This is a genomic window from Pseudoxanthomonas daejeonensis, from assembly GCF_022637495.1.
In the GTDB taxonomy this organism is placed as follows: Bacteria; Pseudomonadota; Gammaproteobacteria; order Xanthomonadales; family Xanthomonadaceae; genus Pseudoxanthomonas; species Pseudoxanthomonas daejeonensis.
This window is the reverse complement of record NZ_CP093331.1, coordinates 1,255,197-1,268,224: the sequence shown is the minus strand read 5'-3', so window position 1 is coordinate 1,268,224 and position 13,028 is coordinate 1,255,197. Positions and strand designations below refer to the sequence as shown.

16 protein-coding genes are annotated in these 13,028 nt (G+C 69.1%); 14 read left to right on the top strand and 2 right to left on the bottom strand.

The window, feature by feature from the left end; genetic code table 11:
• Positions 1-23 precede the first annotated feature (23 nt).
• On the top strand, positions 24-1,151 hold the full coding sequence (locus tag MNQ95_RS05785) for a PQQ-dependent sugar dehydrogenase (protein ID WP_241954074.1): 1,128 nt from the start codon (positions 24-26) through the stop codon (positions 1,149-1,151).
• Between the two features lie 48 nt (positions 1,152-1,199).
• Here the strand turns inward: MNQ95_RS05785 and MNQ95_RS05780 are convergent, their stop codons facing one another.
• Together MNQ95_RS05780 and MNQ95_RS05775 are read right to left on the bottom strand one after the other, a co-directional pair.
• The gene (locus MNQ95_RS05780; RefSeq protein WP_241954073.1) at positions 1,200-1,979 is read right to left on the bottom strand and encodes a hypothetical protein; all 780 of its coding nucleotides are present in this window, start codon (positions 1,977-1,979) and stop codon (positions 1,200-1,202) included.
• A 105-nt stretch (positions 1,980-2,084) separates the two neighbouring features.
• Entirely contained in the window at positions 2,085-2,570 is a 486-nt protein-coding gene (locus MNQ95_RS05775) for a fasciclin domain-containing protein (protein ID WP_425605735.1), read from the bottom strand.
• Between the two features lie 259 nt (positions 2,571-2,829).
• Here MNQ95_RS05775 and MNQ95_RS05770 point away from each other — a divergent pair, with 259 nt between their 5' ends.
• From MNQ95_RS05770 to MNQ95_RS05710, 13 genes are all read left to right on the top strand, one after another.
• Entirely contained in the window at positions 2,830-3,798 is a 969-nt protein-coding gene (locus tag MNQ95_RS05770; RefSeq protein ID WP_241954071.1) for an acyl-CoA desaturase, read from the top strand.
• The gene (locus tag MNQ95_RS05765) at positions 3,744-5,063 is read left to right on the top strand and encodes an NAD(P)/FAD-dependent oxidoreductase (RefSeq protein ID WP_425605712.1); all 1,320 of its coding nucleotides are present in this window, start codon (positions 3,744-3,746) and stop codon (positions 5,061-5,063) included. Before MNQ95_RS05770 ends, MNQ95_RS05765 begins: the two co-directional genes overlap by 55 nt.
• Positions 5,060-5,878 (top strand): DUF1365 domain-containing protein, encoded by an 819-nt coding sequence (locus tag MNQ95_RS05760; RefSeq protein ID WP_425605711.1) that lies wholly within the window; start codon positions 5,060-5,062, stop codon positions 5,876-5,878. Before MNQ95_RS05765 ends, MNQ95_RS05760 begins: the two co-directional genes overlap by 4 nt.
• Complete coding sequence (locus MNQ95_RS05755; RefSeq protein WP_241954069.1) at positions 5,875-7,152, top strand: SAM-dependent methyltransferase; 1,278 nt, start codon at positions 5,875-5,877, stop codon at positions 7,150-7,152. Before MNQ95_RS05760 ends, MNQ95_RS05755 begins: the two co-directional genes overlap by 4 nt.
• Positions 7,152-7,952 (top strand): DUF1295 domain-containing protein, encoded by an 801-nt coding sequence (locus MNQ95_RS05750; protein WP_425501283.1) that lies wholly within the window; start codon positions 7,152-7,154, stop codon positions 7,950-7,952. Before MNQ95_RS05755 ends, MNQ95_RS05750 begins: the two co-directional genes overlap by 1 nt.
• Positions 7,949-9,037: an SAM-dependent methyltransferase gene (locus tag MNQ95_RS05745; RefSeq protein ID WP_162408062.1), complete on the top strand. Its 1,089-nt coding sequence runs from the start codon at positions 7,949-7,951 to the stop codon at positions 9,035-9,037. The genes MNQ95_RS05750 and MNQ95_RS05745 overlap by 4 nt, the downstream gene beginning before the upstream one ends.
• A 10-nt stretch (positions 9,038-9,047) precedes the next feature.
• Positions 9,048-9,620 carry a lipocalin family protein gene (locus MNQ95_RS05740; protein WP_241954068.1) on the top strand — a complete coding sequence of 191 codons (573 nt, stop codon included), beginning with the start codon at positions 9,048-9,050 and terminating at the stop codon, positions 9,618-9,620.
• A 99-nt stretch (positions 9,621-9,719) separates the two neighbouring features.
• On the top strand, positions 9,720-10,352 hold the full coding sequence (locus MNQ95_RS05735; protein WP_241954067.1) for a sigma-70 family RNA polymerase sigma factor: 633 nt from the start codon (positions 9,720-9,722) through the stop codon (positions 10,350-10,352).
• Positions 10,349-11,008, top strand: coding sequence for a ChrR family anti-sigma-E factor (locus tag MNQ95_RS05730; RefSeq protein ID WP_241954066.1), 660 nt, complete (start codon positions 10,349-10,351; stop codon positions 11,006-11,008). The genes MNQ95_RS05735 and MNQ95_RS05730 overlap by 4 nt, the downstream gene beginning before the upstream one ends.
• Positions 11,009-11,079: 71 nt before the next feature.
• Positions 11,080-11,457, top strand: coding sequence for a VOC family protein (locus tag MNQ95_RS05725; RefSeq protein ID WP_241954065.1), 378 nt, complete (start codon positions 11,080-11,082; stop codon positions 11,455-11,457).
• A 138-nt stretch (positions 11,458-11,595) separates the two neighbouring features.
• A complete protein-coding gene (locus tag MNQ95_RS05720) occupies positions 11,596-12,282 on the top strand; it encodes a hypothetical protein (protein ID WP_241954064.1) in 687 nt (228 codons plus the stop codon).
• Between the two features lie 94 nt (positions 12,283-12,376).
• Positions 12,377-12,748, top strand: a complete 372-nt coding sequence (locus tag MNQ95_RS05715) for a VOC family protein (protein WP_241954063.1) — start codon at positions 12,377-12,379, stop codon at positions 12,746-12,748.
• 114 nt (positions 12,749-12,862) lie between these two features.
• Positions 12,863-13,024 carry a hypothetical protein gene (locus tag MNQ95_RS05710; RefSeq protein ID WP_162408056.1) on the top strand — a complete coding sequence of 54 codons (162 nt, stop codon included), beginning with the start codon at positions 12,863-12,865 and terminating at the stop codon, positions 13,022-13,024.
• Positions 13,025-13,028 lie beyond the last annotated feature (4 nt).

Sequence of the window (13,028 nt, the reverse complement as noted above, 5' to 3'; positions counted from 1 at the left end):
TCCCTTCCAGCGAGGTGTATCGCATGCGCTTCCATTCCACCCTCCTGCTTGCCGCCGCGCTTGCCGTAGCCTGCAGCAGCGCCGGCGCGCAATCGCCCGGCACCGCCGCAAAGCCCTTCAATGCCGTGGAGGCGGGTCGCTTCGACGAGCCTTGGGCGATGACGTTCCTGCCCGACGGCCGCCTGCTGGTCACCGAGAAGGCCGGTCGCCTGTGGTTGCAGGATGTCACCAGCGGCAAGCGCACCCGCATCGAGCGCGTGCCGGACGTGGTGCATGCCGGCCAGGGCGGCTTCGGCGACGTGGTGCTGCATCCGCAGTTCGCGCAGAACGGCTGGGTCTACCTCAGCTATGCCGAGGCCGGTGAAGGCAATACCTCCGGCGCTGCGGTCGCGCGCGCCAGGCTCGACCTCGAAGACAACGAACTGGAAGACCTGCAGGTGATCTGGCGGCAGGTGCCCAAGGTCACGGGCAACGGCCATTACGGCCATCGCATCGCCTTCGGCAGCGACGGGCTGCTGTGGATCACCTCCAGCGAACGGCAGAAGTTCGATCCGGCGCAGGACATGGCCTCCAACCTCGGCAAGATCGTGCGCCTGCGCGACGATGGCAGCCTGCCCGAGGGCAATCCTTTCGCCGGCCAGGGCGATGTCACCGCGCAGGTCTGGTCGCTCGGCCATCGCAACATGCTCGGCATCGCCTTCGACGGCGACGGCCGGCTGTGGGTGCACGAGATGGGCCCCAAGGGCGGCGACGAACTTAACCTGGTCGAGAAGGGCGCCAACTACGGCTATCCGATCGTCTCCAACGGCGATCATTACGACGGCCGCCCGATTCCCGACCACGACACCCAGCCGCAATACCGCGCACCGGTGATCACCTGGACGCCGGTGATCTCGCCGGCCGGCTTCGTCATCTACAGCGGCGACCGCTATCCGGGCTGGAAAGGCAGCGGCCTGATCGGCGGCCTGTCCTCGCAGAGCCTGGTGCGGGTGTCTTTCGACGGTGAGCGCGCGCGCGAGGCCGAACGTTTCGACATGGGTACCCGCATCCGCGAAGTCGAGCAGGGCCCTGATGGCACGATCTGGCTGCTGGAAGACGGCGACAAGGGCGCGCAAGGCCGGCTGTTCCGCCTGGATCCGCAAGCGCGCTGATGCACCTGTGCCGGTGCAGGCTCCGAGTGGAGCCTGCACCGGGGTTTCTCAGAAATCCCAGCGGCCGCTGATCGACACGGGTACGGAAACCCGGCTGCCGGTGTCGTTGATCGATGCCAGCCCCAGACCGCCGATCGCCGAATCATCACCGGACAGGTCGCCCACGTACTGCACGCCGCCGCTCACGGTCATGCTGAAACGCCCGCCCACCGGGATGATGACGCCAGCCTCCAGCCCCGCGCTGAGCGCCCAGTCCTTGTCGAAGAACGGCGCGTCGGGGATGACGATGTTTGCATCGGGGATCTCGAAGGTGGCCCGGATGGCATCGGTCTCGGTGCCGCCGATGCGTCCGGCCAGGAACGGTCGTGCCCAGCCGCTTTCGCCGAAGTAGCGGCGATAGCCGACTTCGGCCGTGTACGCTTCATAGCGGCTGAAGGTTCCGAACACCGAAAGCTCGGTGGCGAGCGCAGGTACGTAGGCGCCGCCTACGCGGACGCGGCCGGCGCCCGCGTTGGCCTGTCGCAGGTGGCCGAAGATTTCCGAGCGGTCGTCGAAGCCGTACGCGAACTCCAGGCCGTACGAACTGGCCGCGCCATAGACCCGATCGTGTCCGCGCGACTCGATCCGAAGCTGGGCACCGACGCCGGCAAGTGCCGGGTTCAGCGGACCCAGGTCCGGAATGTCCGAGATGGCGCCGGTGTGCACGTCGCCGCTGACCGGCGTGTCGATGCCACCCAGCAGGGACATGGAAAAACGACCTTCGGCCGGTCCGGCCAGCGCCGGTCCGGCCAGCGTGCACAGTGCAGCGGAGAGCAGCAGTCTGTTCATGGCAGTGATCTCATGAAGGGATAGGTGATTGGGTGGTTGTGCGGTCGAGCGACGGGCCGTGCGCGGACTGCGAAAGCCGCCGCCCGCACCGGCATCCGCCTGCGGTCAGGGCATCAGCACGCCGTCGATGACGTGGACGACACCGTTGCTGCCGCGCAGGTCGGCAGTAGTGACGTGCGAGGTATTTCCCTTGGCATCGGTCAGCTGCACGCGGTCGCCGTCCAGGCGCGCGACCAGCGATTCACCCTGTACCGTCTTGAGCGCGGCCTTGCCGCCACCGGCCTTGATCTGGCCGAGCAGGGTCGCGGCGTCCACCTTGCCGGCCACTACGTGGTAGGTCAGGACCGCGGCAAGCCTGGCCTCGTTGGCGGGCTTGAGCAGCGTGTCCACGGTGCCGGCGGGCAGTGTGTCGAACGCCGCATTGGTCGGGGCGAACACGGTGAACGGTCCGGCGCCCTTGAGCGTGTCGACAAGGCCAGCCGCCTTGACCGCGGCCACCAGGGTGGTGTGGTCGGTTGAGCCGATGGCCAGGTCGACGACGTCGGCGCGTGGCGAGGCCGGGGTGGCGGCGTTGCCGGCCAGCGCGGGCATGGCAACAGGAGCGAGCAGGGCGAACGAAAGAGCGAGTGCGATGCGGTGGCGCTTCATTGGGATGCCTCGTGCAGTTCGGAGAAGGGAAACGTCGGGCTGCATGGCGCAGCGCAGGCTTTTACGCCCGTCGCGATGCATCGGATTCATCACGGACGCTGCACATCCCTTGACGCGTTCAGGCATCCACGCGAAGGGATCCATTCGCCCCGCTGCTGCGTATACCGGGAGATTCCCAACGATCCCGCGTCCAAGGCCAACCATGCAGGATGTTCCTCCGACCGCGATCCAGCCCTCCGCGGCGCGAGCGTCCCCGTGGCCGCGCCTGGGTCGCTGGCTGGGCGGTGGCACCGTGCGCGGCGAGGGCGAAGGCCTGGTGGGCCACCGGATCGACTGGGTGCGCGCGGCGCCGTTCCTGGCACTGCACGCCGGTTGCCTGGGCATGCTGTGGACCGGCGCTTCGCCGGTCGCGGTGGTCGTTGCCGCTTCGCTCTACCTGCTCAGGATGTTCGCGATCACCGCGTTCTACCATCGCTATTTCTCGCACCGCGCGTTCCGGACGTCGCGCGTGGTGCAGGCACTGTTCGCGACGATCGGTGCTTCCAGCGCGCAGCGAGGCCCGCTGTGGTGGGCCGCGCACCATCGCCACCACCATCGCCATGCCGATACCGCACGGGATCCGCATTCGCCCGCACGGCGCGGATTCTTCTGGAGCCATGTCGGCTGGTTCCTGACCGAAGAAGCGTTCGCCACCGACCGGCGGCGCGTCCAGGACCTGGTGCGCTACCCGGAACTGCGCTGGCTCGACCGCCATGACGCGGTGGTCCCGTTGCTTCTGGCGGTGGCGCTCTACGGACTGGGTGCATTGCTGCAGCGGGTCGCACCGGAGCTGGGCACGAATGGTCCGCAGATGCTGGTGTGGGGCTTCTTCGTGTCGACCGTGGCCTTGTTCCACGCCACCGTGACCATCAATTCGCTGGCCCACCGCTTCGGCCGGCGCCGCTTCGCCACCCGCGACGACAGCCGCAACAACGCCTGGCTGGCTGCGCTCACCCTGGGCGAGGGCTGGCACAACAATCACCACTTCTATCCGGGATCGGTGCGGCAGGGCTTTCGCTGGTACGAGTTCGATCCGACCTGGTACGGGCTGCGGGTGATGCAGGCGCTGGGCCTGGTATGGGACCTGCGGCCGGTGCCGGCCTGGGTGATGGACAAGGCGGTGCGGCCGTGAGGGTCGCCGTGGTCGGTTCGGGCATCGCCGGGCTGGCGGCGGCGTGGCGGCTTTCGCGTCGCCACGAGGTGGTCCTGTTCGAGGCTGACGATCGCCTGGGTGGCCACACCCACACGCACGACGTCGAACAGGACGGCCGCAGCTATCGCGTCGATACCGGCTTCATCGTCCACAACACCGAGCACTACCCGCGGCTGTCGGCGCTCTTCGACGAGCTGAGCGTGGCGACCCGGCCGACCACGATGGGATTCTCGGTGCAGCGCGAGGACGGGCTGGAATACAACGCGACCTCGCTCGATGCGCTGTTCTGCCAGCGCCGCAACCTGGCCTCGCCGCGCTTCCTGGGAATGCTCGCCGACCTGCTGCGGTTCTACCGGCAGGCGCCGGACTTGCTTCGCGAGCCGGGCCCGGGACCGACCCTGGGCGGCTATCTGGAGCAGCACGGCTATGGCGCCGCGTTCCGCGACGACCACCTGGTGCCGATGGGATCGGCGCTGTGGTCGGCGCCACCGTCGCGGATCATGGAATTCCCCGCGCAGTACCTGGTCGCCTTCATGGCCAACCACCAGATGCTGCAGGTCGCCGGGCGCCCGGCATGGCGCGTGGTGGAAGGCGGGTCGGCCACGTATGTCGAACGCCTGCAGGAGCGCTTCCGCGGTCGCGTGCAGGTAAGACGCTCGTGCCCGGTCCACCTGCTCATGCGCGAGCCGGGAAGGGTGCGCCTCAATCATGCCGGCGGCCCGGAGGACTTCGACCACGTGGTGCTGGCCTGCCACAGCGACCAGGCGATGCGCGTGATCGAGGACCTGCACCCGCGCGAGCGCGCGATCCTGGGCGCCATCGAATACCAGGACAACGAGGTCGTCCTGCACACCGATGCACGCCTGCTGCCACGCCAGCGAAAGGCCTGGGCAGCCTGGAACGCCTTCGTGCCCGCCGAAGCGCAGTCGCCATGTACGGTGAGCTACTGCATGAACCTGCTGCAGGGACTGGAGTCGCGCGAGCCGTTCGTGGTCACCCTCAACCGCGACGAAGCCATCGACCCTGCGAAGATCCTGCGACGCATGCGGTACTCGCATCCGGTGTACACGACCGGATCTGTCGCCGCGCGCGCGCGGCTCAACGAGATCCAGGGCGTGCGCCGCACATGGTTCGCCGGCGCCTATTGGGGCTGGGGATTCCACGAGGACGGCATGCGCAGTGGCGAGGACGTGGCGGCCGCGATCGAGGCCCATCCTGCGCGGCAACTCGGGGCAGTCGCATGAGCGTGCTCCACAGCGCGGTATTCGAAGGCCGCGTGGCGCACCGCCGCCACCAGCCGCGCGCCCACGCCTTCGGCTACCGCATCGCCCAGCTGTACCTGGACCTGGACGAGGTCGACCACGTGTTCGACGGGCGCTGGTTGTGGTCGGCACGGGGCCGCAGCCTGGCCGAGTGGCGACGCAGCGATTACCTGGCCCCCGCCACGCGGCCCTTGCGCGACGCGGTGCTGGACCAGGTCGAGCGGGCGAGTGGAAAGCGCCCGGCCGGCGCGGTGCGCATGCTGTGCCACCCGCGCTACGCCGGTTACGTGTTCAATCCGGTCACTTTCTATTACTGCCATGCCGCCGCCGACGCCGGCGGCGCGCTGGAGGCGGTAGTCGCCGAGATCACCAACACGCCCTGGCGCGAACGCCATGCCTATGTGTTGCCGGTGGCGACGGCCGAGCGCTGCGGAGCCTCGTTGCGCTGGCGCTTCGACAAGGCCTTCCATGTCTCCCCGTTCATGGCGATGGCGCGTCGCTACGACTGGAAGTTCAGTGAGCCCGGCGAGGACCTGCGCGTGCACATGCAGGTCAGCGAGGGCGACTCGCGGGAGTTCGACGCGAGCCTGCGCCTGCACCGCCGTGCGCTGGATGGCGCGGCGCTGGCGCGGATGCTGTGGCGCTATCCGCTCATGACCGCGCAGGTGGTGGGCGCGATCCACTGGCAGGCCTTGCGCCTGTGGCTCAAGCGCACGCCCGTCCACGACCACCCGCGACTGCATGCCGTCGAGCGGCTGCCGGCGCCCGACCCGACCGATCGCGGAGCCCATCGATGAGCCAGACGTCCCTTCAAGCCCGCATCGCTGCTGCGGAGCGGCCCATGGCGCTGGACGGCTGGCTGCGCGAGCGCCTGTTGCGGCGACTGGCGGGACTGCGGCATGGCGCGCTGGAGATCGACGACGCGTGGGGCCACGCGCGGCTGGGCGACCAGGCAAGCGCCGCTGCGGTGCGGTTGTCGGTGGACGATCCGCGCTTCTTCCGCGCGCTGGCGTTCAACGGCAGCGTAGGTGCAGGTGCCGCGTATGCCGATGGACTGTGGCGCTGCGACGACCTGGTCGGACTCGTGCGGCTGCTGGTCCGCAACCGCGACCTGCTCGATGCGATGGAAACCGGCCCTGCGCGCCTGGGTGCCGCCGCCCTGCGCGCCTGGCACGCGGCCCGAGACAACACCCGCGACGGCGCACGCCGCAACATCGCCGCGCACTACGACCTGGGCAACGATTTCTTCAGCCTGTTCCTGTCGCCGGACCTGATGTACTCGTCGGCGCTGTGGGCCGAAGACGACACCCTGGAGCAGGCTTCGACCCGCAAGCTCGAGACGATCTGCCGCAAGCTGGACCTGCAGCCCGGGCAGCGGGTGGTGGAGATCGGCACCGGCTGGGGCGGGTTCGCCCTGCACGCCGCGCGCAGGCACGGCTGCCACGTCACCACCACCACGATCTCGCAGGAGCAGTTCGACCTGGCATCCGCGCGCGTGCAGCAGGCCGGCCTGCAGGAGCGGGTCACGGTGCTGTTGCGCGACTACCGCGACCTGGAAGGCCAGTACGACAGGCTGGTGTCGATCGAGATGATCGAGGCGATCGGTGCGCGCTGGCAGGAGACGTACTTCGGCAAGCTGGCTTCGCTGCTGTCCGGCGATGGCCTGGCCCTGGTCCAGGCAATCACCATCGAGGACCACCGCTACGCGCAGGCGCTGCACTCGGTCGATTTCATCAAGCGCCATGTGTTCCCTGGCAGCTTCATTCCCTCGGTGCAGGCGATGCTGGCCGCCAAGACCCGGGCCAGCGACCTGCAGCTGGTGCACCTGGAGGATTTCGGCCTGTCCTACGCGCGCACGCTGCGGGCCTGGCGCGAGCGCTTCATGGGCGCGCGCGAGCAGGCGAAGGCGCTGGGCTACGAGGAGCGCTTCCTGCGCCTGTGGGAGTTCTACCTGGCCTATTGCGAGGGCGGCTTCCTCGAACGTTCGATCGGCGTGTCGCACCTGTTGCTGGCCCGTCCCGGCGCGCGTCCGGCGCACGGCGATCGCTGGGTCGCTGCGGAGGCTGGCTGATGGATACGCCGGCGCTGCTGGGAGTGATCGCCGCGATGGTCGTGGCACTGATGCTGGCGGGCTGGGCATGGGAGCGTGCGCGTCGCAACGCGGGCATCGTCGACGTGCTGTGGGCCGCCGGCATGGGACTGGCGGCGCTCGTGCTGGCGGCCGGCGGCAGCGGCGCGACATTGCCGCGGGTACTGCTGGCGGTGCTGGCCGGAGGCTGGGCCCTGCGCCTGGCCGCGCATCTTGCGGTGCGCGTGTTCGGCGAGCCGGAAGACGGCCGCTACCGCCACCTTCGCGAGCACTGGCGCGATCGTGGCCTGCCGTTCCTTGTGTTCTTCCTGGGCCAGGCAGTGGTGGTCGTGCTCTTCGCGCTGCCGTTCGCGGCGGTCGCGGCCAATCCGGTGGGCCGCGTCACGGCCTGGACCGTGCTGGGCGTGGCCGTTTGGCTGGCCAGTGTCGCGGGCGAAGCGGTGGCCGATCGGCAGCTCGCGCGGTTCCGCGCCGATCCGTCCAATCGCGGCCGAACCTGCGACCGCGGGCTGTGGCGCTGGTCGCGGCATCCGAACTATTTCTTCGAATGGCTGCACTGGTTCGCCTACGTGCTTCTTTCGGTCGGCTCGCCGCTGCATGTGCTGAGCTGGGTCGGTCCGGTGCTGATGTACCTGTTCCTGCGCTACCTCAGCGGCATCCCCTGGTCCGAGGCGCAGGCACTGCGCACCCGCGGCGATGACTACCGGCGCTACCAGAAACGCACCCCGATGCTGTTCCCCTGGTTTCCACGCGACGTCGATCGCAGGAGTCCCCACACATGAGCACCGTACTGCCCACGCCTGGCGTCCTGCGCCAGGACGCGCCGGAAACCGGCCTGCTCGGGCTGGCCGAGCGTGGCCTGCTGCCCGATGCCGCGATCCGCTTCGGCATCCGTCGCCTCTGCGCGCAGCGACTGCAGGAATGCATGGGCGGCGGCGCTGCGATGCAGCAGGCACGCCACCAGCGCCTGGTGGAAGCGTTGCGGCGCATGCCGCTGGCCGTGCACACGGAAGCAGCCAACGCGCAGCACTACGAGGTGCCGGCGACATTCTTCCAGCGGTGCCTGGGTCCGCGACTGAAGTACTCGGCGTGCCTGTTCGAACGGCCCGGCGCGACCCTGGCCGAGGCGGAAGAAGCGATGCTGGGCCTATACGGCGTGCGGGCCGGGCTGGAAGACGGCATGGACATCCTCGAGCTCGGCTGCGGCTGGGGCTCGCTGACCCTGTGGATGGCGCAACGCTACCCGGGTGCACGCATCACCGCGGTGTCCAACTCGCACTCGCAGCGGGCCTGGATCGAGGAGCGCTGCCGCGAGCAGGGGCTGGCCAACGTCCGTGTACTCACCTGCGACGTCAACGTGCTCGACCTGCCTGCCGGGTCGTTCGACCGTTGCGTGTCGGTGGAGATGTTCGAGCACGTGCGCAACCACGAAGCCCTGATGGCGCGCATCGCCGGGTGGCTGCGCCCGCGTGGACGGCTGTTCGTGCATATCTTCGCCCACCGGCTCGCAGCGTATCCGTTCGACACCGGCGGCGAAGGCAACTGGATGGGGCGCCATTTCTTCACCGGCGGCCTGATGCCCGCCGCCGATACCCTCTTGCACCTGCAGGGCGACCTGGTGCTGGAGCGGCGCTGGCTGGTGGACGGCGTCCACTACCAGCGAACCGCCGAAGCCTGGCTCGACAACCAGGATCGCCAGCGCGAACGGCTGCTCCCGGTCCTGGCGCAGGCCTACGGTGGCGATGCGCAGGGACGGCTCTGGTTCCAGCGCTGGCGGATGTTCTGGATGTCCTGCGCCGAGCTGTTCGGCTACGAGGGCGGCCAGCAGTGGCTGGTCGCCCATTACCTGTTCGCGCCGCGGCGCTGAGGATCGGATCATGAAGGTTCACCGGGTAGCCCGAATCGTCTCTTCGCTGGCCATCGCCGGCGTGCTGGCTGCGTGTGCGGATCGCGGCAACGCCGGCCCGGTCGAACCGGTCGCGCACGTGGACCTGGAGCGGTTCATGGGCGACTGGTACGTGATCGCCTCCATTCCCACCCGGTTCGAGCGCGGCGCGTTCAACGCGGTGGAAACCTACTCGCAAGGCGCGGCCGGGCGCATCGACACCGTGTTCCGCTATCGCAAGGACAGTTTCGACGGCGAGCTGGAAACCATGACCCCGACCGGTTTCGTCCGCGAAGGCACCGGCAACGCCGTCTTGGGCATGCGGTTCCTATGGCCGGTCAAGGCCGAGTACATCATCGCTTCGCTGGCGCCGGACTACTCGGACACCATCGTGGCACGCAACAAGCGCGACTACGTCTGGATCATGGCGCGCACCCCCACCCTGCCCGAGGCGCGCTACCGCCAGCTGGTGGCCGAGGTAGAGGGCATGGGCTACGACATTTCGCGCCTGCGGACGGTTCCGCAGCAGTGGCCCGAAGCGGCCCCGCGCCCGGCACCGCGATGAGGCGGTGGCCGCACGCGTCTTGGCATCGGCGACCGGGATCCGGTTGGCTGCCTGGTGCGTATAGCCCATGGAACCAAGCATGGACACGCCAGGGTTAAGATGCCAGCCGATCCAGTCATCGGGAAAGTAACGCCGCTCGCGGCGCACAAGCGCGTGTCCAGCCAGACCAACGCCATGCCGGACGATACCCGCTACTGGGGCGAGCAGATGCGATCGGTCGCCGCGCGCGAGGACATGGATGCGTTCCTCAGCATCCATGACCACTTCGCGCCCCGGCTCAAGCGCTACCTGCTCGGCCATGGCGTCTCCAGCGCGCACGCCGACGACCTGGTGCAGGAAGCGATGCTGCGCGTGTGGCGCAACGCCGCCTCGTTCGATCCGGCCCGGGCCAGCCTGTCGACCTGGCTGTTCCGCATCGCCCGCAATCTGCAGATCGACGCACACCGCCGCGAGGCCTGCCGCGAGACGGAGACCGTGTTCGCCGAAGCCGGCGACGACTGGGCCAGCGACGAGGATGCCGTGTCACCCGATGCCTATGCCGACCATGTCGGCCTGGACCGTGCGATCCGCGAGCTGCCCGCCGGGCAGGCGCGCCTGATCCGCATGTCCTACCTGGAGGCGCGCAGCCACAGCGAGATCGCCGCCGAACTCGGCATGCCGCTGGGCTCGGTCAAATCCACCCTGCGCCGTGCGTTCGCGCGGCTGAAGGCCGGACTGGGGGCCGCGCCATGAACCCGAACCATCATCCCGATTCCCCGACCCTGCTCGCGTTCTCCGCGGGTGCGCTTGCTGAGGCATTCGCCGCAGTCGTGATCGCCCACCTCGATGTCTGCGCGCAGTGCCGCGAACAGCTGGCGCTGGCCGACCGCATCGGCGGGCACCTGCTGGTGCAGCAGGAGGGTGCACCCTTGCCCGACGATGCCCGTGAACAGCTGCGTTCGCGCGTGCTGGCCCAGGGCAAGCCGCTGCCGCCGCGCCGCCGCCCCGCCCGTGCGCAGGTGGCCGCCGGCGAGTTGCCGCGCACGCTGCAACCCTATTTCGGCCAACGCTACGCGGACCTGCGCTGGCGCATGCTCGGCCCCGGCATCCACTACGTGCGCGCAGCGCATGTCGATGACGGCCACCTCATGCTGCTGCGCACCGCGCCCGGCCGCAGCGTGCCGATGCACACCCATGGCGGCACCGAACTCACCCTGATCCTGCAAGGCGCCTATCGCGATGCGATCGGCCACTTCGCACCGGGTGACGTCGCCGACCTGGATTCGGAGGTGGAGCACCAGCCCGTCACCGTACCCGGCGTGCCATGCATCTGCGTCGCCGCCACCGACGCGCCGCTGCGCTTCTCGGGCTGGATGGCGCGCCTGTTGCAGCCCCTGTTCAAGCTGTAGAAGCACCGGCGCGGACCGTGCATGATGCGGCCATCGTCGGCGACGCACGTCGACCGGGCTGGGAGAAGCGCATGGCATCGCAGCAGGTACAGGGCATCCGCCAGGTCGCGATCACCGTCGCCGATGTCGATGCGGCGCTCGCGTTCTACCGCGACGTGCTCGGCCTGCCATTCCTGTTCCGTGCCGGCCCGGAGCTGGCTTTCCTCGACGCCGACGGCGTGCGGATCATGCTCACCACGCCGCAGGGTTCGGGCGCGGTGGGCGCAAATTCGATCCTCTACTTCCGCGTGGATGACATCGTGGCCGCCCACGCGGCGATGCTCGTGCGCGGCGCCACCGGCGAACGCGACCCGCAACTGGCCGCGCGCATGCCCGACCACGAGCTGTGGACCGCGTTCCTGCGCGATCCCGACGGCAACCTGGTCGGGCTGATGGAGGAAGTCCGCTAGCGGCGCCCGCAGGCCGGTGGCCGGTACGGGGCTTCCAGCGCGTTGGTCCGCGAAGCGACGACGCGGGGGGTTGGTATGAATGAGCGCGGCGGGCGGACGAATGCCGGGGCCAGGCCCCGAAGCCGGTTCTTCCTGGCGATGGGCGCGGTATTCCTGGCCGTTGCCCTGACCGGCTTCATGGGCACCTACTTCGTTCCGATGGCGCGTGGCAGTTTCGATGCACCGGCGATCGTCCACGTGCATGGCGTGCTGGTATTCGGCTGGCTGCTGCTGTTCATCGCCCAGGCCTGGCGCGTGCGGCAGCGACACATGGTGCGGCACCGGCAGTGGGGCTGGTTCGGCGCGGCGATGTGCGTGGCGATCATGGCGTCGGGGGTCGGCGTGGGGCTGTTCGCCACGCATCGCGACCTGGCTGCGGGCGGCGGCGATTTCGCACTCGGCCAGTTCGTGAACATCCTGATCGAGATGCTCCTGTTCGGCGGGCTGGTCGCTGCAGCGGTGGTGCTGCGCCGCGACGGCGAGAGCCACAAGCGCCTGTTGCTGCTGGCCACCATCTCGGCGCTCGCTCCGGCTTGGATGCGTTTCCGCCACCTGTTACCGGGCGTACCCCATCCGTTCGTGACCTTCTCGATCATGGCCGATTCGCTGCTGGTGGTCGCCATCGCGCGCGACTGGATCGCGATGCGCCGGGTACATCCGGTGTACCTGTGGGCCGGCGGGGCGATGGTAGTGGTGCACGCGATCGAACTGCTGGCGATCACCAGTGCGCCCTGGTTGCGGCTGTCGCGGTGGCTGCTGGGCGTGGACGCGCCGGTCGCCGATTGACGCGGCAGGCCGTATCGCCGGGCTGGCACGCGCGATGCGATCGGCCGGAGCCTCGTACCCTTGACGTGCCCTTGTCCGACACCCGGGAAGCACCATGACCGCAAAGACCCGCTCGCTGGTCGCATTCGCCCACGTTGCCGATGTCGAGCGCAGCATCCGCTTCTATGCCGACCTCGGATTTTCGGTCGAGAACACGGTCGTTCCACAGGGCCGGTCCACGCCCATCTGGGCACGGCTGGAAAGCGGACGCGCCGAACTGATGGTCGGGCTCGCGTCGGGCCCCGTCGACGCCGCGCAGCAGGCCATCCTGTTCTACCTGTATTACGACGACATCCGCCAGGCACGCGCAGCCCTGGTGGCACTGGGACATGCGCCGGGCGAGATCCGGTGTCCGTTCTACATGCCCGGCGGCGAATTCCGGCTGGAGGATCCGGACGGCTACGTGCTGATGCTGGCCCAGATCTGAATGCACGACGCCCACGCTCGTCGCGCTGGCCCGTCGGCGCCACAGTCGGCGTTCTTCCTGGCATCGGCGCAGCACCGCGCCGGTCGACAGGCACGGCGCAAGAGAGGAGATCCCATGGCAACCCGCCGCGAAACGGACAAGGCAACCGGCAAGCCGGTGGCATCGCGCCGCAGGACGCACGAATACAACCACTACTACGGCCTGGAGCTGAAGGGGCGCGAGGTGCCGGCACCGCCGAAGAAGAAGCCTGCGCCGGATGCCGACAGGAAGGCCTGATCTC